Raw genomic sequence first — 18,616 nt, 5'->3', positions numbered from 1 at the left:
CAGTATAGCCCAGGGGGCTAGTCCTCGAGGTAGGTGTAGCCCTGGAGCTCCCTAGCGTACCGCTCCAGGAAGGCCCCCTTGGCCGCGGGGGAGAGCCGGCTTTGCCGCACCAGCCGCTCCACCCCCAGGGCCAGCTCTCTCGCGGTGAAGCCCATCTTCTCAATGACCTTCTCCGCCGTCTCCCCCGGCACGAAGCGCTCAATGGCAAACCCCTCCTCCCCCACCGTCACGTGGGCCTCCCCCACCTGGCCGAAGAGGTTGTGGTTGGAGCCCAGCACGTCCTGGTAGGCCCCCACCAGGAAGACCCCGAGGTAGTAGGGTTCCCCTGGGCGCACGGCGTGGACGGGGAGGGTGTGGCGCACGTCGTGCAGGTCAATGAAGCGGTCTATCTTCCCGTCGGAATCGCAGGAGATGTCCACCAGGGTGGCCCTGCGGGTGGGCCTTTCGTCCAGGCGGGAAAGGGGCACGATGGGGAAGAGCTGGTGGATGGCCCAGGCGTCGGGGAGGCTTTGGAAGATGGAGAAGTTGCAGACCAACTTGTCTGCTAGGAGCTTTTCCAAATCCTCCAGCTCGTCCGGAGTGTAGGGGAGTTCCTGGGCCAGGACGTAGACCCGGCGGGCGATGTGGTAGAAGATCTCCTCCGCCAGGGCCCGGTCCCTTAAGGAGACGAGGCCCAGGTCGTAGAGGGTCTGGAGGGTTTCCTTGTCGGAGAAGGCGTCGTGGTAGACCTCGCGGAAGTTCTTGGCGTTAAGCCCCTGAAGCCCCTCCCAAAGCTCCTGCACCAGGGGGTGGGCGTCCTCTGGCGGCGGGCTTGGGCGCGCCTCCCCGGGGGGGGTGATGACGTCCGTGACCTCCAGGACCAGGACGCTGTGGTAGGCGGTCACCGCCCGCCCGGACTCCGTGACCAGGGTGGGGTGGGGTTCCCCCGCGGCCTCCACCACCTCCTTGGTCACGTAGACCAGGTCCTCCGCGTACTCGGGGAGGGTGTAGTTGGCGGAGGCGTAGAAGTTGGTCTTGGAGCCGTCGTAGTCCACCGCAAGCCCCCCGCCCAGGTTCAGGTAGCGCACGGGAGCCCCAAGCTTCCTCAGCTGGACGTAGGTCTGGGCCGCCTCCCGCACCGCGGCCTTGATCTTGCGGATGTCCGTGACCTGGCTGCCGATGTGGGCATGGACCATGACCAGGCTGTGGAGGAGGCCCTTTTCCTTCAGGATCTCCACCGCCTTCAGGATCTCCGGCGTGGTGAGGCCAAACTTGGCGTTTTCCCCGCCGCTACTTTCCCACTGCCCTGCCCCCTTGGCCTTGAGCTTGTAGCGGATGCCGATCTGGGGCTCCACTCCAAGCTCCCCGGAAAGCCGCACCACCCGGGCGAGCTCCGCGAACTTCTCCAGGGTGACCACCACGTTCCGGCCCAGCTTCCGCCCCATGAGGGCCAGGCGGATGAAATCGTCGTCCTTGAAGCCGTTGGTGGTGATGAGGGCCTTTTCGGAAAGGTCCTGGGCCAGGATGAGGGTGAGCTCGGCCTTGCTCCCCGCCTCGAGGCCGTGGTGATAGGGCCTCCCGGCGCGGGCGATGGTCTCCAGGACGAGCCGCCTTTGGTTCACCTTCACCGGGTAGACCCCCTGGTAGCCCCCCCCATAGCCGTACTTCTCCATGGCGCTCCGGAAGGCCTCGTTGAGCTCCCGCACCCGGGCCTCCAGGATCTGGGGGAAGCGGAGGAGCATGGGGAGGGGCCGCCCCTCGTCCCTAAGGGCCTCCACGATCTCCAAAAGGCTCGCCACCGGGCCCTTGGGGCCTAGGGGGGTTACCTCCAGCTTCCCTTCCTCGCCCACCCGGAAAAACCCCGCCCCCCAGTGGGGGACCAGGTAGATCTCCTCCGCCTCTTTGGGGGAAAAACGCTTGGCCGCCTTCAATCCGGGTCAACCTCCGCTATGAGTGTAGGCCCGGGGGGCGGGTTTGTGAAGTAGGCAAACCCCTCCCCCTCCTCCGGCACCCTTGTCGGGTCCAGGAGGTAGAGGAAAGGCCCCCCTTCCTCGTTCACCAGGGCGTAGCCCCGCTTGCGGATGGGCTCCTGGAGGGCCCTTGGGGCCTGGAAGGCGATGGGAACCCGTCCCAACTCCCCCTGCACCTCCTCCAAGAGGTCCAGCCAGGCCAGAAAGGCTTCGGGCTCCACCTGGGGCACGAGGAGGTGCACCGCCCCCCTCTTTTCCCCAAAGGCCCGGAAGCGGCGGAGAAAGCGCCTCAAAACCCGCCTCTCCTCCCCCGAGGGGCGGAAGGTGAGGTGCTTGTGGCCATGGACGCTGAAGCGGAAGCCCGGGGGGGCCAGGGCCCTAAGCCGGGCGATGGTCCTCGGGTCCCCCACACGGTGCCACCAGGAGAGCTCCACCGTGGGGAAGGCCTTCCGGTAGGCCCTGAACCCTCTAGGGTAGCCCCGGTAGCCTCGGAGGCCCACCAGGACCATCAGGCCCCTTCCCCCCAGGCCTCGAGGAAGGCCAGGCCCACCCGGGCCATGAGGGGGGTGATGGTGTGCCCCGCCCCCTCCTCCACGAACCGGGCCAGGCGGCCTTCGGGGTAGTGGGGCCTCAAGGCCTCCACCGTCTTTTCCATGCGCTCCAGGGGGACGATGAGGTCCTTGGTGCCGTGAAGGTGGAGGAGGGGCACCCCCCCGTAGGCCGCACCCCTCAGAGCGGGAGGAGTCTCGTAAAGGGCCTGCACCCTCGGGTCCTCCAGCACCTGCCCTTGGGGGAGCTTCATGGGGAAGCCGCTTCCGATGAAGGCGAGGGCCGCCCTAGGCCGGAAGCCCTCCGAGAGGAGGAGGTGGACCACGAAGGCCCCAAGGCTTCCCCCTGCCAGGTAGAGGGGGAGGCCAAAGCGCGTTCCCGCTTCCTCCGCCACCCTGAGGGCCTCTTCCTTGAACCCCAGGGCCACCTGGTAGACTTCCTCCACGTAGCGGGGGCTTTTGGCCGAGGGGGGTGGGCCCACCCTTTCCCCGTGCCTTGGGGCGTCAAAGGCGAGAAGGGCGAAGCCCCGTTCCGCGTAGCCGGGAAGGAGGCCAAGGATATGCTCCTTAGACCCTTGAAGGCCGTGGAGGACGAGGAGGAGGGCCTTGGGGTCATCGGGGCGCTTGAGGAGGGCGGGGAGGCCCACCAGGTGGAGGCGTTCTTCCCTCATGTGAAGAGGCTCGAGACCGACTCCCCCCGGTGGATGCGCCAGATGGCCTCGGCAAAGAGGGGGGCCACGGTGAGGGTCTTGAGCTTGGGGCCTTCCTTGGAGGGGCAGGTGTCCGTGGCCGCCACCTCCTTCACGGGGCTCTTGGCGATGCGCTCCAGGGCCGGGCCCACGTAGACTCCGTGGGTGGCGGCAGCGTAGACCTCCTTGGCCCCCGCCTGCAGGAGGGCCTCCACCGCTTCCACCAGGCTCCCCGCGGTGGAGATCTCATCGTCCACGATGAGGGCCGTTTTCCCCTTCACCTCCCCCACCAGCATCCGCACCCGGACCTCCGTGTCCGAGACCCGCTCCTTGTCAATGAAGGCCAGGGGGAGACGGAGCCTGCGGGCCAGGGAGCTTGCCCGCTTGAGGTCCCCCGCATCCGGGGCCACCACCACCGCGTTTTCCAGGTCCACGCGGGTGGCGAAATGGTTGGCGATGACCGGCTCGGCGGAAAGGTGGTCCACGGGGATCTTGAAGAAGCCGTGGACCTGGGGGGAGTGGAGGGTCATGGTGAGGACCCGGTCGGCCCCCGCGGTCTGGAGGAGGTCGGCGATGAGCCGGGCGGTGATGGAGATCCGGGGGGCGTCCTTCTTGTCGCTGCGGGCGTAGGAGAAGTAGGGGATCACCGCGGTGACCCGGGCGGCGCTGGCCCCCTTGGCCGCGTCCACCATCATGAGGAGCTCCATTAGGTGGTCCTGCACCGGGGGGGTGAGGGACTGGACGATGAAGACGTCCCCTTCCCTTAGGCTTTCCTCAAAGCGCACGAAGAGGTTGTCGTTGGCGAAGCGCAGCGTGGTGCTCTTCCCCAAGGGCAGGCCCAAGGCGTCGGCGATGGCCTGGGCCAGGGGGCGGTTGGACTGACCGGAAAAGATCAGGAGGGGGCGGTCCATGCCGCCCACCAGGATAGCACGCCCCTGGGGGGTAAGTGCCTTTGCTGAGAAGGTCCTGCAGGGCTTTGGACGCGCGGAACCCCTTTTCTGGGGCCCGAAAGCCTCGGTGGGGTACTCAAAGGGGGGTGATGGCCTCCTGGAGGGGGGTGGTGACCTCGGGGCCCTCGGGGTGGAGGTAGACGTTCACCTCCGTGCGCACCCCGAAGTCCGGCAGGTACACCCCGGGCTCCACGGTAAAGGCCAGCCCCGGCACCAGGGGGCGGAAGTCGTGGGTCTCGAGGTCGTCCAGGTGGGGCCCGGCGCCGTGGACCTCTCGGCCTAGGTTATGCCCCGTGCGGTGGCGAATATAGGCCCCGTAGCCCGCCTCCTCCAGGACCTTCCGGGCCACCCGGTCCACCTCAAACCCCTTGGGATGCTCCCCCCTCCGGTAGGCCTGGGCCACAAAGCGGATGGCCTCGTCCCGGGCCCGCGCCACCGCGGCGAAGGCCCGGTGGGCGGCCTCGGCCACCCCAAGCCCCGCCATCCAGGTGAGGTCCGCATAGACCCCCCCGGGCTCCTTGGCCCAGAGGTCCAATAGGACCACCTCCCCCACTTCTAGCCGCGCCGCCCCAGGTTCGTGGTGGGGGTTAGCGGCGTTCCGCCCAAAGGCCACCATGGGGGGGTGGTCAAAGGTGAGGCCCAGGGCCAGGAGGGTTTCCGCCATGGTCCCCTGGACTTCCTTCTCCGTAACCTGAGGGTTTTCCCGGAGGAGGCGTAGCGCCCGGTCCCGGGCCTGGAGGAGCCCCTTCACGGCCCGGCGGTGGCGTTTCAGGGCCTCCTCGTCCCAGGTCTGGAAAAGGAGGAGGAGGGGCCAGGAGGAGACCGCTTCCACCCCCAGGGCGCGGAGGAGGTCCAGGGTACCCCCGTCCACCCGGGAGAGGTAGGGGATGGCCCCGCCGGGTACGTACTCCAGGGCCACCCGCCTTTTCCCTCCCAAAAGCCCCTCTAATCCCTCCGCAAACCCCCGCCAGGTGTGGTAGACCCTCCGCCCTCCGGGCAAAGAAGGGAAGAGGCTTTCCTCTATGGCGTGGCAGAGCAGGGTGGGGGTCCCTTCCCGGGGAATGAGGTAGGCGAAGCGGCGGGTGAGGTGGAGCCCCTCGAGGCCTAGGGCCTCGAGGGCCAAGGGGTTCCCCTGGCCGAAGCTATAGAGGAGCCACCCGTCCAGGCGCTCTTCCCGCAGGGCTTCCTGCACCTTGGCGATGTCCATGGCTCCATCCTATTCCTCCGTGAGCCACCTCACCCTTGCCTACCCTTTCCCTGATAATGTGGGGGGTAAGGAGGCGGGTATGGTCCAAGAAACTGTGCTGAGCATCACCCCTCAGGCGGCGGCGAAGGCCAAGGAGATCCTGGCCCGCTACGGCAAGGAGCACGCGGCCATCCGGGTGTACATCAAATCCGGCGGGTGCTCCGGCTTCCAGTACGGGATGGCGGTGGACGAGAGGGAGCTGGAGGGGGATACCTTCGTGGAGATGCACGGGGTGCGCCTGGTGGTGGACCCCATGTCCCTCCCCTACCTGGTGGGCTCGGAGATCGACTGGGTGGAAAGCCTCATGGGGGGCGGCTTTACTGTAAACAACCCTAACGCGGCGAGCACCTGTGGCTGCGGCCACTCCTTCCGCACCAAAGACCAGGAGGGAGAGGCCAGAACCTGCGGCCACTAGAGGAGGCGAGGGGGGCTTAAGCCCCCTTTAGCCTTTTCTCTTTTTGACCCACCAGGGGAGCAGCCTATAATAAGGGCGGCCACTAAGGAGTGCCGAGTGCCGCGAAAGGAGGCAATATGACGAAGGCAGGTAAGCTGGTTGTACTCGGTCTAACGGCTCTGGGCCTGGCCCTGGCCGGTCCCCAGGACAACAGCCTGGTCGTTGGGGCTTCCCAGGAGCCCAGGGTCCTGGCCGGGGACTTCCTCAGCGTCATCAGCAACCAGGCCATCAAGTCGGAGATTGAGGGGTACCTCTTTGCCCCCTTCATCGGCTTTAACGCGGACAGCCAGAACTTCCCCGTCCTGGCCACGGAGGTGCCCACCCAGTAGAACGGGCGCCTCCGGGTGACGGACATTGGCGGGGGCAAGAAGCGGCTGGAGATGGACCTCACCATCCGCCCCGACGCCCGCTGGTCCGACGGCCGCCCCATCACCACCGAGGACGTGCAGTTCTACTTTGAGGTGGGTAAGGCCAAGGGCATGCCTGTCCTCAACCCCGACTACTGGGAGCGGGTCAACCTGCGGGTGAAGGACGCCCGCAACTTCACCGTGATCTTTGAGCCCGCTTACTACTACGACACCTATGGCTCCCCCATGGGCTATGCGCCCAAGCACATCATGGGGCCCGAATGGGAGAAGGTGAAGGCCGCAGCCCGCAACCTGGACCCCGACAAGGACGCGGAGAAGCTCAACGAGCTCTACCGGAACTTCTTCCTCAAGTTCTCCACGCCCCAGGCCCTGAACCGGGGGGCCATGGTCTACTCCGGGGCCTTCAAGCTCCGCCGCTGGGTGCCGGGGAACTCCATCGAGATGCACCGGAACCCCAACTTCCCCATCAAGCCCGAGGGCGGGGAGAACAAGTACGTCCAGAAGGTGGTCTACCGCTTCATCCAGAACACCAACTCCCTCCTGGTGGCGGTGATCGGCGGTTCCATTGACGCCACCTCCAGCGTTTCCCTCACCTTTGACCAGGGCCGCAGCCGCCAGCTTACCTCCCGTGCTCCTGGCCGCTTTGACATCTGGTTCGTGCCCGGGGCCATCTGGGAGCACATCGACATCAACAAGTTTGAGAGCTGCCAGACCGTGCGGGATCTGGGCCTGAACGACGTACGCACCCGGCAGGCCCTCCTCCATGCCCTGAACCGGGAAGGTCTGGTGAAGGCCTTCTTCGACGGCCTCCAGCCCGTGGCCCACACCTGGATCGCCCCCGTCAACCCCCTCTACAACCCCACTGTGAAGAAGTACGAGTTTGACCTCAAGAAGGCGGAGGCCCTTCTCGCGCAGATGGGCTGGCGCAAGGGGCCAGACGGCATCCTCCAGCGCACGGTGGGCGGCCGGACGGTGCGCTTTGAGATTGAGTACGTGACCACCGCGGGCAACGCCATCCGCGAGCGCACCCAGCAGTTCTTCGCCGAGGACCTGAAGAAGATCGGCATCGCCGTTAAGATCAACAGCGCCCCGAGCTCCGTGGTCTTCTCCGACGACTACATCCAGCGGGCGGTGGACTGCAAGTGGACCGGGATGTTTGAGTTCGCCTGGGTCTCCAGCCTGGCCGAGGATGGTTCCCTCTTCCAGTACAAGAACCTGAACACTGGGGCCATCATGGTGCCCACCAAGGACAACAACTACCAGGGCCAGAACATCGGCGGCTGGCGCAACGATGAGTTTGACCGCCTCACCAGCCAGGCCGTGCTGGAGTTTGACCCCGAGAAGCGGAAGCAGCTCTTTGCCCGGGCCCAGGAGATCTGGGCTGAGGAGCTTCCCGCTCTGCCCCTTTACTTCCGCGCCAACCCCTACGTGGTGCGCAAGGGCCTCGTGAACTACGTGGCCAGCGCCTACGCGGGCGGGTTCGGTTACCCCGGCTGGAACGCCTGGGAGATCGGCTGGGAGAGCCGCGGCGCCGTGAAGAAATGGGACCAGGCGAAGTACGCCCTTTCCACCAAGTAGCCTGGGTGGTATAGTGGGGCCCGCTGGGGAGAACCCCAGCGGGCTTTTTCGCGCCCCAAGCGGGCTTTTAGGTCCACAAATGAGGAGGTAAAACGGTGTTCGCCTACACGGTGCGAAGGCTTTTACAGATGGTGCCCCTGCTCCTTGCGGCCAGCGTGGTCATCTACGCCCTCCTTGCCCTGCAGCCGGGGGACCCCCTGGAGGAGCTCAGGCGGCAGAACCCCCGCATCACCGCGGAGCAGTTTGAAGCCTTGAAGCGGGCTTACGGCCTGGACTAACCCCTCCACATCCGCTACTTCAAGTGGCTTTCCCGGGCGGTGCGGGGCGATCTGGGCTACAGCCGCACCTACGTGATCCCGGCGGCGGAGCACATCTTCGTCCAACGCCTGCCCAAGACCCTGGTCCTCTCAGGGCTCGCCCTCACCTTGGCCCTCCTCGTGGCCATCCCCGTGGGGGTGTTCTCCGCGGTGCGCCAGTACTCCCTGGCGGACTACGCCATCACCTTCCTTTCCTTCGTGGGCTTCTCCATGCCCGTCTTCTTCCTGGGGATCCTCCTCCTTTACCTCTTCGCCATCGTCCTCCCCGAGCGCGTCCCTGGCTTCCCCAAGTTCCCCACCGAGGGCGTGCCCCCCGTCCTTTGGGAGGACGTCTGCTCCGGGGCGGTGAGCGTTTGGGCTTTCCTGGGCCAGTGGGCCTGGCACCTGATCCTGCCGGTGCTGACCCTTTCCGCCCTGCAGATGGCCGAGTGGACCCGGTTCATGCGGGCTTCCCTCCTGGAGGTCCTCTCCCAGGACTACATCCGCACCGCCCGGGCCAAGGGGCTTTCCGAGCGGGTGGTGCTCTACAAGCACGCCCTCCGCAACGCCCTCATCCCCATCGTGACCTTGGTGGGCCTGGCCATCCCCGGGGTTTTGGGCGGGGCCACCATCACCGAGACCATCTTCAGCTACCCCGGGATGGGGCGGGCCATCTTTGACGCCCTGGTGGAGAAGGACTACAACGTGGCCATGGCCGCCCTGGCCTTCTTAGCCCTCATGACCGCCCTTTTCAACCTACTGGCCGACCTGGCCTATGCGGTGGTGGACCCCCGCATCCGCTACAGTTAGGAGGAACCCATGGCGACACAAGCGGTAACCCCCAAGCCGCGCACGTTCCTAAGCCTTTTCTGGCGGCGCCTCAGGCGGCACAAGATGGCCATGGCGGGCCTCATCGTCATCGCGCTCCTTATCCTCATGGCCATCTTCGCCCCCTGGATCGCCCCCTACGACCCCACAGCCCAACCCACCGGGGAGGACGTGGGCCAGTACTACTTCAACCCCCCTTCCCGGGAGCACCCCCTGGGTACGGACGACCTGGGGCGGGATGTCCTTTCCCGCATCATCTACGGTTCCCGCATCTCCCTTCTAGTGGGCTTCGCCGTAGCCTTTTCCAGCGTGATCCTGGGTACGGTCATGGGGACCCTGGCGGGCTACTTCGCGGGCCGCCCCCTTAGGTTTTACCTGGGTCCCTTGCGCCGGGAGAAGGAGGGGTTCTACCCCCTTTCCTTCGCCCTTTGGCGGGTCTTCTCCTGGTTCCTCTACTATGGGGCGCTCTACCTGGCTCTTTCCATCGCCTGGGCCCTGGCCGAGGACGGGATCCGGGCGGGGGCCCTGGGGAGTTACCTGGGGTTTGGCCTGGTGCTCGCTCTGGTCCTCTTTGCGGGGTGGTACGGACTTAAGGGCCAGATCCGCCTGGACCTGGACGTGGCCATCAGCCGCCTCATAGACTTCATGCTTACCATCCCCACCCTGCCCCTTCTTTTGGTGCTTTCCGCCCTCCTCCGGGACCCCGGGGTGAAGGTGGGCCAGTGGGCGCAAGGGGTGTTTGGGGATGCGGCCAGCGTGTTCATCATCATCACCATCCTGGTCCTCTTTGGCTGGCTGGGCACCGCCCGGCTGGTGCGGGGGAACATCCTCTCCTTAAGGGAGCAGGACTACGCCACCGCCGCCCAGGCCCTCGGGGCCACGGACGCCCGGATCATGTTCCGCCACCTGGTGCCCAACACCCTGGCCCCCCTCATCGTCCAGGCCACCTTGCAGATCGGTGGGGCCATCCTGGTGGAGGCTGCCCTTTCTTTCCTGGGCTTCGGCATCCAGCCTCCCGTGGCCACCTGGGGGAACATGCTCACCAACGCCCAGGAGTACATCTTCACCGCCCCCTGGCTTGCCCTGCCCCCAGGGTTCATGATCGTCATCACCGTGCTGGCCTTTAACTACCTGGGGGACGGTCTGCGGGATGCCCTGGATCCCCGAAGCCGGCTCTGAGACCCCAAACAGCTGGGGGCTTAAGGTCGTACCTGGCCTCCACGAAGTAAAGCCCTTGCGGAGGGGCGCTTGGTCCGGCCAGGCGCCTCTCTCCCGTTTCCAGGATGGCCCTTAGGCTCTCCTTGGGCCTCTTCCCAAGGCCGATCTCCACCAGGGTGCCCACCATGCCCCTAACCTGGCCCCTTAGGAAGCTATGCCCCCGGAAGTAGAGGTGCACCTCCGGCCCAACCTCACCCTCCAGGTGCTCCAGCCGGGCCTCGTACAGTTCCCTTTCCCCCTGGCGCACCTCCTCCTTGGCGAAGCCCAGGAAGTTGTGCCGGCCCAGGAGGAGGGGGAGGGCCTCCTCCATGGCCTTTAGGTCCAAGGGGCCCTTGAGCCACCAGGCCCGCTGGCGGAGGAGGGGGGAGGGGTGGGGCCTTAGGAGGAGGCGGTAGAGGTAGGTGCGGCTCTTCGCGTCCCGCCGGGCGTGGAAGGTGAGGGGCACCTCCCGGGCGGAGAGGGCCTTAAGGTCCTCGGGGAGGAGGCGGTTTAGGGCTTCGGGGATTTTCTCGGTGGGGATCCGTCCGGGAAGGTCAAAATGGAAGGGCATGGCCAGGGCGTGCACGCCTGCGTCTGTCCGCCCCGCGGCCACGGCCTTGGGGAGGGCCCCAATGGCGGGGAGGGCCCTTTCCAGCTCCCCCTGCACCGTGCGCAGGCCTGCCCGCTGCCGCTGAAGCCCCGCGAACCCGCTGCCATCGTACTCCACCAAGAGGAGGATCCGCCGCACGCCCTCCAATCTACGCCCTTTGGATGGCCCTGGGGGCCTCCCCTTCCAGGACCACCCCGAACCCCTCCACCCTAACCCCCACCTCGTCCCCCTCCCGGTAGGGGCAGCCCGGGGCTTCCTGCACCAGAACCTCCCGCTCGGGGAGGCGCACCCGGTAGGTGAGGTCGTGCCCCTTGAAGGCCCGGGCCGTCACCGCCCCCCGCGCCCCCTCCCCCGGGGGGACAAGGCGCAGGGCCTCAGGGCGTATGGAGAGGAGGACGGCTCCCTGGGCGGGCTCCAGGAGGGGCACCTTCCCCAAGCAGGTTTCCGCATACCGCCCCCGGGCCTCCCCCGGAAGGAGGTTGGTCCGCCCCAGAAACTGGGCCACGAAGGGGGTTTTGGGGCGCAGGTAGACCTCCTCGGGGGTGCCCACCTGCTCCAGCCTGCCGGCCCGCATGAGCCCCAGGCGGTCGGCGAAGGAGAGGGCCTCCTCCTGGTCGTGGGTGACCAGGAGGGCGGCGGTGCCCGTCTCCTTGAGGATCCGGCGCACCTCTTCCCGGGTGCTCTCCCTAAGCCCCGCGTCCAGGCTGGAGAAGGGCTCGTCCAGGAGGACGAGCTTGGGCCTTGGGGCCAGGGCACGGGCCAGGGCCACCCGCTGCTGCTGGCCCCCAGAGAGCTCGTGGGGCCTCCGGTCCTTGAAGAGGGTCATCCCCACCCGGTCCAGGGCCTTTAGGGCCTTTTCCAGGCGGTCTTTCCCCTTAAGGCCGAAGGCCACGTTCCCGAGGGCGGTGAGGTGGGGGAAGAGGGCGTAGTCCTGGAAGACGAAGCCGATGCCCCTTTTCTCCGGAGGGAGGTGGGTGATCTCCCGCCCCTCCAGGAGGACCCGCCCCCTTTCGGGGGCCTCGAGGCCCGCCACCACCCGCAACAGGGTGGTCTTCCCGCACCCCGAGGGCCCGAGAAGGGCCAGGATCTCCCCCGGGTAGAGGACCAGGTCCACCCCTTTCAGGACCTCCAGCTCTCCGTAGCGCTTGGCGATGCCCTCCAGTTCTAGTAACGGCGTTCGCTCCAAAGCAACACCCCCACGAAGGCCGCGGAGAGGAGGAGGATGAGGAGGGCGAAAGGTGCGGCCTCAGCGAACATGGCTTCCTGAGTGTAGCTGAAAACCCGGGTGGAAAGGGTGCTGTAGCCCATGGGGGTGAGGAGCAGGGTGATGGGAAGCTCCTTCACCGCCCCGATGAAGGCCAAGGCCCCCGCAGCCACCGACCCCCGCCATAGGAGGGGGAAGGTGACCCGGAAAAAGGCCCGCACTGGGGTTTCCCCCAGGGTCCTTGCGGCCTCTTCCAGCCGCTTGGGTACCTGGTAAAGCGCCCCCCGCACGGGGCCTAAGGCCTCCGCCAGGAAGTGGAAGGCCAGGACCAGGATCAGGAGGGGGAGGGTGCCGTAGAGGAAGGGGACTGCGCGCAGGCTGAAGAAGATCCAGGCCAGGGCGAAGGCCAAGGGGGGGATGGTGTAGCCCAGGTAGGCCAGGCGCTCCAGGGCTTGGGAGGCCGGGGAGGGCTGGCGCACCCGCAGGTAGGCGATGGGGAGGGCCATCCCCACCGCCAGGAAGGCGGCGGGCAGGGCCAGGAGGGCGGAGTGCCAGAAGGCCTCCTGGAGACCGGCGAGGCCCCCGGAAGGGAAGCGGCTTGCCAGGTGAAAGAGGGCGAAGAGGGGGAAGAGGAGGGCGAGGACCAGGGGAAGGAGGAGGGCGGCGTAGGCCAAGGGCCGGAGGGCCCCTAGGGCAAGGGGCCGCCCCCTACTTCCCAGGCCCTTCCCCGAGCGGGCCAAGTGGAGCCGCCTTAGAAGAGCTCCTTCCAAGAGGAGAAGCCCACCCGTGAGGAGGAGGAGGAAGAGGGCGAGCCAAGCCGCGTAAATCCGGTCAAAGGCCGCATTGTACTGGAGGTAGATGGCGTAGGAGAAGGTCTCATAGCGGAGGAGGCTTACGGTGCCGAAGTCCCCCACCACGTGCAGGGCCACCACCAAGGTCCCGGAGAGGAAGGCGGGGAGGAGCTGGGGCAGGGTCACCTGAAGGAAGGCCCGCACAGGGGTCTTGCCCAGGGTGCGGGCCGCCTCCTCCAGGCCGGGGTCCAGGCCCAAAAAGGCCGCCCGCAAGGCCAGGAAGAGGTAGGGGTAGGTGGTGAAGCCCAGGACCAGGACCGCCCCCCAGTACCCCTCGAGGCGGGGCAGGGGGAGCACCCCTCCAGGCCCCGTGGCCGCAAGGAGCACGTAGGCCCCCACATACCCCGGCACGGCCAGGGGCAGGGCCAGTAGGGTGGCCCAGAGGCGCTTTCCCCTGAGGTCGGTCCGGGTGGTGAGGAAGGCCAAGGGGAGGGCGAGCAGGGTGGCGAGGAGGAGGACCCCGAGGAGGAGGGCCAGGGTGTTCAGGAAAAGCTCCAGGTTCTTAGGCCTGAGGAGGATCTCCCTTAGGGCCTCCGGCTCCGCCTCCAGGGCCCTCAGGAGGAGGTAAACGAGGGGCAGCACCACCCCGCCCCCCGTGAGGAGGGCGGGGAGAAGGAAGGGCAAAAGCCCCGGGAGCTGGTTTTTGGCGCGGGCCAGGGTCATCCCGGGGCCACCCCCTTTAGAGCACCCCGAGCTCCCTTAGGAGCTTCAGGGCCCGGTCCAGGTCCAGCTTCTCAACGTCCAGCTTTGGGGTCTTCTTGAGGGCCTCCTCCAGGGAAAGGAGCCTGGGGTCCGGCACCACGCCCTTCACCAAGGGGTATTCCCCGACGTTGCCCACGAAGTACTGCTGGGCCTTGGGGGAGAGGAGGTAGGTGAGGAAGCGGGTGGCCGCGGGGAGGTTCTTGCTGGTCTTAAGGATCCCCGCCCCCGTCACCAGGGCCAGGTTGCCCGCGTCCCCGTCCTTGAAGTGATGCACCCCGAGCTGGTAGCCCGCTCGTTGGAACCGGAGGACATAGTAGTGGTTGGTGGAGCCTAGGTCCACCTCCCCCGCGCGGATGGCGTCCAGCATGGCGGGGTTGGAGGCGTAGCCCTTGGGGGAGAGGGCCTTCATCTCCTGGAGCCACCGGCGGGTGGCCTCCTCCCCGTGGAAGAGGATCATCCCCGCCACCATATCCTGGAAGCTGGAGTAGGTGGGGGTCCAGCCCACCTTAAGCCCCTTTTCCCGGGCGAAGCGAGGGAGATCCAGGATGCTCTGGGGCAGTTCCTCTGCCTTCACCTTCTGGGGGTTATAGGCCAGGACCCGCAGGCGCAGGGTCACGGGCACCCAGGCCTTGGAAGCCGGCACGAAACCCAGGGGCATCTTCAGGAGGCTTTCCCCCAAGGGCCTTAGGAGCCCCCGCTCCGCTGCTTGGCCCAAGGTGCCCGAGGTGTTGGCCCAGAAGACGTCTGCAGGGGAGCGGCCCCCTTCCTCCTGAAGGGTGGCCAGGATCTGGGGGTCGGTTCCGTAGCGCACCTGGACCCGGATGCCCGCGTCCGCTTCAAACTGCTTGATCAGGGGCTCCACCAGGCTCTGCCCCCGTCCGCTGTAAACCGTAAGGGTCTGCTGGGCCATCCCGAGGCCAAGGGCCGCTAAGGCGATGAGGGGTAACGCTCGCTTCACCGGTTCACCTCCTTAAGGAGGGCGCCCTCCGCCCCCAAGTCTAGGGGGGTGGGGGCATAATGTCAAGTATTCCGCTCGGATTTTTAGCATTTAGAAGTGATAATCGCTTGCAACCAGGGGAGGAAGCCTGGGAGGTCCCCCGGTGGGGGTGGGGCCGGGCTGGTGTAGACCAGGGGCACGGGGTTTCGCGTGTGGTGGGGGTGCCAGGGCTCCTCCGCGTTGCCGTGGTCGGAGACCAGGACGAGCTCCCCGCCTGCTTCCAGGAAGCTTTCCACGAAGGCTCCAAGCTCCTGAAAGCGCTGAGGGAGGGTTTCTGGGGCCCGGTGGGCCGCCAGGTCCAGGGCCCAGTACTCCAGCACCACCAGGGGGAACGCTTGGGCCAGGCGGGCCGCCTTCCTCCCTTCCCCCCTAGGGTCCTCCCAGAAGCCGGGGGAGAGGGCCAGGGGGTGGCCTAGGGGGAGGAGGGGAAGCCCCGCCAGGTGGGCGGCGAGGGCGAAGGCGGAAAGACGGAGGCGCCTGGGGGAGAGGGCCTGTTCCAGGTACGCCTCCCGGTAACCGTTGGCGTGGAGGACGGGAAATCCTTGCGCCCTGGCCCAGGCGTAGAGGCTTTGCCGGAGGAGGGGCCTCAGGCTTGGGGCGGGGTAGGGCCCCTGGTGCCGCCCCAGCAGCCCGGCCGCGTTGACCCCCGTGAGGAGGGCGGTCTGCCCGGTGCCCGACTGGGGCAGGCCTTCCACCCCCAAGGTGGCGTCCAGGGGGCTGGGCCGGAGGGCGAGGAGGAGGGGGAAGGACTCCTCCAGGGTCCCGCCCAGGCCCAGGCCGTCCACGAAGAGGAGGAGCACCTCCCTATCCTACAGGGCGGTAAACTGGGTTCATGCGGGGATACGGCCTCTGGATAGCCCTTCCCCTTCTCCTCGTGTGGGGGGTGGCCCTTTTCCTTTACCCCACCCTTCCTGAGCCCCTGCCCGTCCACTGGAACCTAGAGGGGGAGCCCGACCGCTTTGGGAGCCGCCTCGAGGCCCTCTTCCTCCTCCCCCTGATCATGACCTTCCTCCTCCCCCTCCACGCCCTCTTGCCGCGGCTGGACCCCAAAAGGCCCCAGGGCCTCGAGGGGCTTATGGTGGGCCTGGCCTGGTTTTTCCTGGCCCTCCATCTGGCCCTCGTGGGGGTCTATGCGGGCTGGTGGGCGGAGCCTCCCCTTTTCCGCGTGGCAGGGCTTTTCTTCCTTTTCCTAGCTTTTTACCTCCCAAGGATCCCCCCCAACTACTTCGCCGGGGTGCGCACCCCCTGGACCCTGGAGGACCCTGAGGTTTGGCGGAAGGTCCACCGGGCCGCGGCCTGGGGGTTTGGGGCCTTGGGAGGGGCGATGCTTTTCCTCCCCTCAAGGGGCTTAGGGGTTCTGGCCTTCCTCGGGCTTCTCCTTGGGGTTTCCCTTTTCCTCATCGTCTACTCCTACGGCCTTTGGAAACGTAAGGCCGGCCAGGATTCGGGCGGGGAGGGTTTTTTAGAGTAAAAGCCGGAGGTCCATATGCCCGTACGGAAAGCGAGCGCGGTATGGGAAGGCGGGTTGCGCACCGGTAAGGGGGTTATGCGGCTAGGAAGCCAAGCCTTTGAGGGGCCCTACTCCTTCCCCTCCCGGTTTGAGGAAGGGGCGGGGACGAATCCAGAGGAGCTCATCGCCGCGGCCCACGCGGGCTGCTTCTCTATGGCCCTCTCCGCCGCGCTGGAGGGGGCGGGCTACCCCCCCAAGCGGGTTTCCACCGAAGCCCGGGTCCACCTGGAGACCGTGGAGGGCCGGCCTACCCTTGCCCGCATAGAGCTGGTCACAGAGGCTGAGGTGCCGGGGATTTCTCCAGAGGAGTTCCTGCGCCTTGCGGAGGAGGCCAAGGCGGGCTGCCCTGTGTCCCGGGCCCTGGCCGGGGTGGGGGAGGTCCGCCTCGAGGCCCGCCTCCTCTAATCCCCCTTAAGGAGCAGGCGGCCACAGGTGGGGCAGCGCACCACCTGCCCCTGGACCACCTTCTGCGCCACGTGGGTGGGCAGGACCACGTTGCACCCCTCGCAGCGGAAAGCGTTCCCCTGCCTTCGCATGCGCACGATGCCCGTGCCCTTCCGGGAGCGGCGGATGGCTTCGTACTCCTTGAGGAGGGCCTCGGGGATGCCCTGGGCCATGGCCCGCCTCTCTTCCTCCTTGAGGGCGATGGTCTCCTTAAGTCCCCCCACCCGCCGGGCGTTCTCCTCCAGGAGGGCCTCCAGGCGGGGCCGGAGCTGGGATAACTCCTCCTCCACCTGGGCGATCTCCCCCTCGAGGCTCTCCATGGCCTCCATGAGGGGAGTGGAGAGCTCCAGAAGCTCGCGGATGCGGTCCCGGATCTGCTGGATGCGGTTCTCGTACTGGGTCTGCTCCTTGGCGCTTTGGGCCTGGCGCTGCTCGGCCTCTGCCTGCTTCTCCTTGGCGGTGAGGTCCTCCAGGTCCAGGCTGTGGCGGTTGTACTCCTTTTGCAGTTCCGCCTGCCTCTCCAAAAGCCCGGCCAGGCGTTCCTCCAGGGCCTCCACCTGGCGCTTTACCGCAAGGAGCTCCTCGGGGAGGCTTTCCGCCTCCTCCCTCAGCCGGTCCAGCTCCAGGTCCTTTTCCTGAAGGCCGTAAAGGGCCCTAAGCGCCTCCACTTGCTCCGCCCCGTTCACGCCTCCCATTTTATCCCCGCCAGGAAGGGGTTGGCCTCCGCCTCGAGGCCCAGGGTGGTCTCCGGACCGTGCCCGGGGAGGATGCGCGTTTTGGGGGGCAGGGTTAAGAGCCGCTTCAGGGAGCGGAAGAGGGCCTTGGGGTTGGCCCCGGGGAGGTCGTAGCGGCCGATGCTTCCCCGGAAGAGGAGGTCCCCCGAAAGGGCGAGGGGAGGGTCGGGCCAGAGGAAGGCCACGTGGCCCGGGCTGTGCCCGGGCAGGTGCCAGACCGTGAAGCCGAAAAGCCGCATCCCCTCCTCCAGGGGCCTTGTGGGAAGGGGGGGCTTGGGGATGGAAACCCCCCAAAGGGCCGCGGCCTCCTGGGCCCGCTCGTAAAGGGGGAGGTCCAGGGGGTGGAGATAGACGGGGAGTTCCAGGGCCTCCACCAAGGGGCCCACCGCCCCCACATGGTCAAAGTGGGCATGGGTGAGGAGGATGGCCTTGGGGGTGAGCCCGAGCCCCTGGGCCAGGCCGAGGATCTGCCCCGGCTCGTCCCCGGGGTCTACCAGCACCGTCCCTTCCGGGGTTTCCACCAGGTAGGTGTTCTCCCCCAAGGGGCCCACGGTGAGGTGGTGGGTCCTCATGGCTCGGTGGGAAGGCCCTCCTGGAGCCACTCGTGCATGGAGCCCAGGTAGTTCCGCGCCCGCACCCCAAGGCTTCTCAAGATGAAGAAGGCCACCGCGCTCCGGGCTCCGGAGTGGCAGTAAACCCCCACCTCCTGGCCTGGGGTGAGGCCAAGCCGGTCCAGGAGCCCATCGGGGCTCAAGAAGAGCTCTAAGGGGGCGTTGCGGCTTCCGGGGATGCGTCCGCCCCGGGGGCAGCAGGGGGGGTGGACCAGGCCCCTAAACTCCTCTGGGCTACGCACGTCCAGAAGAAGGGGGTGCCGGGCCGCCTCGTCCGCGGTGAGGAGCCAGTCCCGCCGCAGGCGGGCCACAGTGTCCGTGCGCTTGGGGCTCACCTCCCCCTTTTCCGTGGCGTAGGGTTCCCAGCCTTCGGTCCAAAGCTCCACCTCCAGCCCCCCAAGGCCCAGGAAGAAGGCCGTCCGGCAGAGGCGGCTGGTGAGCCCTTCGTCGTAAAGGACCACAGGGCTTTTGAGCCCCAGGCTTTGGAAGAGCTCGGTGAGGCCCTCCTCCAGGGCCTTAAGCTCCGCCTCTTCCCGGAGGCGGAGCCGGGGGGCGGAGAGGTCCAGGTGCCGGGCCCCCGGCAGGTGGCCCTTGAGGTAGGCCCCCTTGGGCCGGGTGTCCACCAGCACCCCGTTCTTGGGCAGCTCCATGCCCTGATTATAGGGGGCGCAGGGGTAAGCGGGATGGGAGGAGGGTAGTTGACAAAAATGCGCTCATATGATATAAGCAAAAGTGGAGGTGATGAAGATGACCCTGGTTCGTCGGGACGGTCGTGAACTCACGCCCTTCCGCACCTGGGGTCCGTTCTCCCTCTTGGAGGAGGTGAATCGGCTCTTTGAGGAGACCTGGG

The 18,616-nt window shown here is 67.1% G+C and carries 17 protein-coding genes and 3 pseudogenes; 7 read left to right on the top strand and 13 right to left on the bottom strand.

Annotated features, from left to right (window positions below):
- Positions 1 to 17: 17 nt before the first annotated feature.
- From speA to WKI94_RS05450, 5 genes are all read right to left on the bottom strand, one after another.
- A complete protein-coding gene (gene speA / locus WKI94_RS05470) occupies positions 18 to 1,910 on the bottom strand; it encodes a biosynthetic arginine decarboxylase (protein WP_337844767.1) in 1,893 nt (630 codons plus the stop codon).
- Positions 1,907 to 2,458 carry a DUF72 domain-containing protein gene (locus tag WKI94_RS05465; protein WP_337844766.1) on the bottom strand — a complete coding sequence of 184 codons (552 nt, stop codon included), beginning with the start codon at positions 2,456 to 2,458 and terminating at the stop codon, positions 1,907 to 1,909. Before WKI94_RS05465 ends, speA begins: the two co-directional genes overlap by 4 nt.
- Complete coding sequence (locus WKI94_RS05460) at positions 2,458 to 3,168, bottom strand: alpha/beta hydrolase (protein WP_337844765.1); 711 nt, start codon at positions 3,166 to 3,168, stop codon at positions 2,458 to 2,460. The genes WKI94_RS05465 and WKI94_RS05460 overlap by 1 nt, the downstream gene beginning before the upstream one ends.
- Positions 3,165 to 4,097, bottom strand: a complete 933-nt coding sequence (locus WKI94_RS05455; RefSeq protein ID WP_337844764.1) for a ribose-phosphate pyrophosphokinase — start codon at positions 4,095 to 4,097, stop codon at positions 3,165 to 3,167. Before WKI94_RS05455 ends, WKI94_RS05460 begins: the two co-directional genes overlap by 4 nt.
- A 115-nt stretch (positions 4,098 to 4,212) precedes the next feature.
- Positions 4,213 to 5,343: a M24 family metallopeptidase gene (locus tag WKI94_RS05450; protein ID WP_337844763.1), complete on the bottom strand. Its 1,131-nt coding sequence runs from the start codon at positions 5,341 to 5,343 to the stop codon at positions 4,213 to 4,215.
- A gap of 79 nt (positions 5,344 to 5,422) precedes the next feature.
- On the opposite strand from WKI94_RS05450, the gene erpA reads away from it, so the two are divergent.
- From erpA to WKI94_RS05430, 4 genes and pseudogenes are all read left to right on the top strand, one after another.
- Entirely contained in the window at positions 5,423 to 5,797 is a 375-nt protein-coding gene (gene erpA, locus WKI94_RS05445; RefSeq protein ID WP_337844762.1) for an iron-sulfur cluster insertion protein ErpA, read from the top strand.
- A gap of 116 nt (positions 5,798 to 5,913) precedes the next feature.
- Positions 5,914 to 7,782, top strand: a pseudogene (locus WKI94_RS05440) (peptide ABC transporter substrate-binding protein).
- Between the two features lie 95 nt (positions 7,783 to 7,877).
- Positions 7,878 to 8,888: pseudogene (locus tag WKI94_RS05435) on the top strand (ABC transporter permease).
- 9 nt (positions 8,889 to 8,897) lie between these two features.
- Positions 8,898 to 10,085, top strand: a complete 1,188-nt coding sequence (locus WKI94_RS05430) for an ABC transporter permease (RefSeq protein WP_337844761.1) — start codon at positions 8,898 to 8,900, stop codon at positions 10,083 to 10,085.
- On the opposite strand, the gene truA is transcribed toward WKI94_RS05430, so the two are convergent.
- The 5 genes from truA to WKI94_RS05405 all read right to left on the bottom strand — a co-directional run bounded on the left by truA (position 10,030) and on the right by WKI94_RS05405 (position 15,267).
- Positions 10,030 to 10,851, bottom strand: coding sequence for a tRNA pseudouridine(38-40) synthase TruA (truA, locus tag WKI94_RS05425; protein WP_337844760.1), 822 nt, complete (start codon positions 10,849 to 10,851; stop codon positions 10,030 to 10,032). The two genes, WKI94_RS05430 and truA, sit on opposite strands and share 56 nt — an antisense overlap.
- A 10-nt stretch (positions 10,852 to 10,861) precedes the next feature.
- Entirely contained in the window at positions 10,862 to 11,899 is a 1,038-nt protein-coding gene (locus WKI94_RS05420) for an ABC transporter ATP-binding protein (protein WP_337844759.1), read from the bottom strand.
- Positions 11,878 to 13,431, bottom strand: a complete 1,554-nt coding sequence (locus tag WKI94_RS05415; protein ID WP_337844758.1) for an iron ABC transporter permease — start codon at positions 13,429 to 13,431, stop codon at positions 11,878 to 11,880. Before WKI94_RS05415 ends, WKI94_RS05420 begins: the two co-directional genes overlap by 22 nt.
- Before the next feature lie 16 nt (positions 13,432 to 13,447).
- Positions 13,448 to 14,380, bottom strand: a complete 933-nt coding sequence (locus tag WKI94_RS05410) for an iron ABC transporter substrate-binding protein (RefSeq protein WP_337844780.1) — start codon at positions 14,378 to 14,380, stop codon at positions 13,448 to 13,450.
- Positions 14,381 to 14,511: 131 nt separating this feature from the next.
- Positions 14,512 to 15,267 carry a metalloenzyme gene (locus WKI94_RS05405; RefSeq protein ID WP_337844757.1) on the bottom strand — a complete coding sequence of 252 codons (756 nt, stop codon included), beginning with the start codon at positions 15,265 to 15,267 and terminating at the stop codon, positions 14,512 to 14,514.
- 32 nt (positions 15,268 to 15,299) lie between these two features.
- On the opposite strand from WKI94_RS05405, the gene WKI94_RS05400 reads away from it, so the two are divergent.
- The gene (locus tag WKI94_RS05400) at positions 15,300 to 15,938 is read left to right on the top strand and encodes a DUF1648 domain-containing protein (RefSeq protein WP_337844756.1); all 639 of its coding nucleotides are present in this window, start codon (positions 15,300 to 15,302) and stop codon (positions 15,936 to 15,938) included.
- A 15-nt stretch (positions 15,939 to 15,953) separates the two neighbouring features.
- Complete coding sequence (locus WKI94_RS05395) at positions 15,954 to 16,382, top strand: OsmC family protein (protein ID WP_337844755.1); 429 nt, start codon at positions 15,954 to 15,956, stop codon at positions 16,380 to 16,382.
- On the opposite strand, the gene WKI94_RS05390 is transcribed toward WKI94_RS05395, so the two are convergent.
- Genes WKI94_RS05390 through WKI94_RS05380 form a run of 3 tightly spaced genes read right to left on the bottom strand, consistent with a single transcriptional unit; the run spans position 16,379 to position 18,416 of the window.
- Entirely contained in the window at positions 16,379 to 17,116 is a 738-nt protein-coding gene (locus WKI94_RS05390) for a C4-type zinc ribbon domain-containing protein (protein WP_337844754.1), read from the bottom strand. The genes WKI94_RS05395 and WKI94_RS05390 overlap by 4 nt on opposite strands.
- Positions 17,104 to 17,727, bottom strand: a complete 624-nt coding sequence (locus tag WKI94_RS05385) for an MBL fold metallo-hydrolase (RefSeq protein WP_337844752.1) — start codon at positions 17,725 to 17,727, stop codon at positions 17,104 to 17,106. Before WKI94_RS05385 ends, WKI94_RS05390 begins: the two co-directional genes overlap by 13 nt.
- Entirely contained in the window at positions 17,724 to 18,416 is a 693-nt protein-coding gene (locus WKI94_RS05380) for a rhodanese-like domain-containing protein (protein WP_337844751.1), read from the bottom strand. The genes WKI94_RS05385 and WKI94_RS05380 overlap by 4 nt, the downstream gene beginning before the upstream one ends.
- Before the next feature lie 97 nt (positions 18,417 to 18,513).
- Here WKI94_RS05380 and WKI94_RS05375 point away from each other — a divergent pair.
- Positions 18,514 to 18,616 (top strand): annotated as a pseudogene (locus WKI94_RS05375) (Hsp20/alpha crystallin family protein); the annotation flags it as partial.

This window comes from Thermus sp. (genome assembly GCF_037444525.1).
GTDB lineage: Bacteria > Deinococcota > Deinococci > Deinococcales > Thermaceae > Thermus.
The sequence above is the reverse complement of the archived record's forward strand: the minus strand, read 5'-3'. Positions and strand labels throughout refer to the sequence as shown.

Bases quoted from the DNA above. Each gene is read 5' to 3' on its own strand.
- WKI94_RS05460 (WP_337844765.1), bottom strand. From the start codon at position 3,168: ATGAGGGAAGAACGCCTCCACCTGGTGGGCCTCCCCGCCCTCCTCAAG.
- WKI94_RS05390 (WP_337844754.1), bottom strand. From the start codon at position 17,116: ATGGGAGGCGTGAACGGGGCGGAGCAAGTGGAGGCGCTTAGGGCCCTT.
- WKI94_RS05415 (WP_337844758.1), bottom strand. From the start codon at position 13,431: ATGACCCTGGCCCGCGCCAAAAACCAGCTCCCGGGGCTTTTGCCCTTC.
- WKI94_RS05395 (WP_337844755.1), top strand. From the start codon at position 15,954: ATGCCCGTACGGAAAGCGAGCGCGGTATGGGAAGGCGGGTTGCGCACC.
- WKI94_RS05430 (WP_337844761.1), top strand. From the start codon at position 8,898: ATGGCGACACAAGCGGTAACCCCCAAGCCGCGCACGTTCCTAAGCCTT.
- WKI94_RS05455 (WP_337844764.1), bottom strand. From the start codon at position 4,097: ATGGACCGCCCCCTCCTGATCTTTTCCGGTCAGTCCAACCGCCCCCTG.
- WKI94_RS05400 (WP_337844756.1), top strand. From the start codon at position 15,300: ATGCGGGGATACGGCCTCTGGATAGCCCTTCCCCTTCTCCTCGTGTGG.
- WKI94_RS05380 (WP_337844751.1), bottom strand. From the start codon at position 18,416: ATGGAGCTGCCCAAGAACGGGGTGCTGGTGGACACCCGGCCCAAGGGG.
- WKI94_RS05410 (WP_337844780.1), bottom strand. From the start codon at position 14,380: ATGGCCCAGCAGACCCTTACGGTTTACAGCGGACGGGGGCAGAGCCTG.
- WKI94_RS05385 (WP_337844752.1), bottom strand. From the start codon at position 17,727: ATGAGGACCCACCACCTCACCGTGGGCCCCTTGGGGGAGAACACCTAC.
- WKI94_RS05465 (WP_337844766.1), bottom strand. From the start codon at position 2,458: ATGGTCCTGGTGGGCCTCCGAGGCTACCGGGGCTACCCTAGAGGGTTC.
- WKI94_RS05450 (WP_337844763.1), bottom strand. From the start codon at position 5,343: ATGGACATCGCCAAGGTGCAGGAAGCCCTGCGGGAAGAGCGCCTGGAC.
- erpA (WP_337844762.1), top strand. From the start codon at position 5,423: ATGGTCCAAGAAACTGTGCTGAGCATCACCCCTCAGGCGGCGGCGAAG.